Raw genomic sequence first — 1,208 nt, 5'->3', positions numbered from 1 at the left:
GACCGAGGCGGACACAGGGGACGCCGAGCGGGCCGTCACCCTCCTGGCCGCCGCGAACTCGCTGCGCATGTCCACCGGAAGAGAATCCACACCGATGGAGAGGCCCGCGCTCCTCTACGCCTGCGCGGAGAAGGCCGGTGTGGCCTTCGCCCCGGAGGTTGCCCTCCACTACGCCCCGGGAACGGCTGCGGCGCCGCGGCTGGCCGACCGCCGATGACACCGCCGCCCCCTGCATACGGTGGCGGCCCCCGACCGACTCGCCGCCCCCTGTACCTCCAGACCAACCATTCGCCGTATACCGAAGTGATGGGGCACTCTGGAAGCATGGATCACACCTTTGTTCCCGGGCCGGCGGATTCCCCGGCACCGGCCGCGCGCCTCGCCTCGCTGGCCGCCGCTCTGGCCGATGAGACCCGGGCCGTCATCTGCCTGACTCTGCTGGAGGGCCGCGCTTGGACTGCGGGCGAGCTGGCCAGGACCGCCGGGGTCGCCCCCTCGACCGTCAGCGGGCACCTGACCCGGCTGATCGACGCCGGGATCTGCGTGACTGAACGCCAGGGGCGTCACAGCTACGTCCGCATCGCCGACGCCGCCACGGCCCGCCTGGTGGACGAACTGGCCTGCTACGCCGTCCCGGGCCGGGACGCGGCGCACACCGTGCCGGTGGTCGCCGCGCCCGACCCGTTGGCCCGGGCCCGCACCTGTTACGACCACTTTGCGGGCCGGCTGGGCATGGCGGTCACGGACGCGATGGAGGAGCGGCGGCTGCTGCGCACGGACGCCGTCTTCGAGCTGACCGGGGCCGGACTGGACTGGTGCCGCCAGGTGGGCGTCGACGTGGCCGGCGCGGGCCGCCGGCCGCTCGCGAGTTCCTGCCTGGACTGGACCGAGCGCCGCCGCCACCTTGGCGGCCTCGTCGGGGCGCGGCTGTGCGCGCGGGCCCTGCGGGAGGGCTGGGTGGTCCGGCCCGAGGGTGGCGGTCGGGGCCTGCTGGTGACGGGAGCGGGAGAGGAGGCCTTCGGGGAACTGCTGGGGCTCGCCCCGGCGGCGTGGGGCTAGCGACCGGCGACAAGGCCGCGAAATTGCGGAAGAAATACTTCGGTGCATGCCGAACTATTAAGGGTAGGCTGAGAGACATGAAGTCCCATCAGCGTGCCCTGCCTCCCGGTCTCCTCACCGGCGGCGCCGTCTGCTTCACGGTGTTCGCC

General features: G+C 73.1%; 2 protein-coding genes. Both read left to right on the top strand.

Translation table 11 applies throughout. The features are described 5' to 3' along the window. Positions 1 to 217: hypothetical protein (locus VR44_RS30940; protein ID WP_045950936.1), on the top strand; the 217-nt coding region annotated here is incomplete at its 5' end. A gap of 107 nt (positions 218 to 324) precedes the next feature. Further along, a complete protein-coding gene (locus VR44_RS30935) occupies positions 325 to 1,059 on the top strand; it encodes an ArsR/SmtB family transcription factor (RefSeq protein WP_045950935.1) in 735 nt (244 codons plus the stop codon). The last annotated feature ends 149 nt before the right edge of the window (positions 1,060 to 1,208 follow it).

Source organism: Streptomyces katrae (assembly GCF_000966975.1).
Lineage (GTDB): Bacteria > Actinomycetota > Actinomycetes > Streptomycetales > Streptomycetaceae > Streptomyces > Streptomyces katrae.
The sequence above is the reverse complement of the archived record's forward strand: the minus strand, read 5'-3'. Positions and strand labels throughout refer to the sequence as shown.

Bases quoted from the DNA above. Each gene is read 5' to 3' on its own strand.
- VR44_RS30935 (WP_045950935.1), top strand. From the start codon at position 325: ATGGATCACACCTTTGTTCCCGGGCCGGCGGATTCCCCGGCACCGGCC.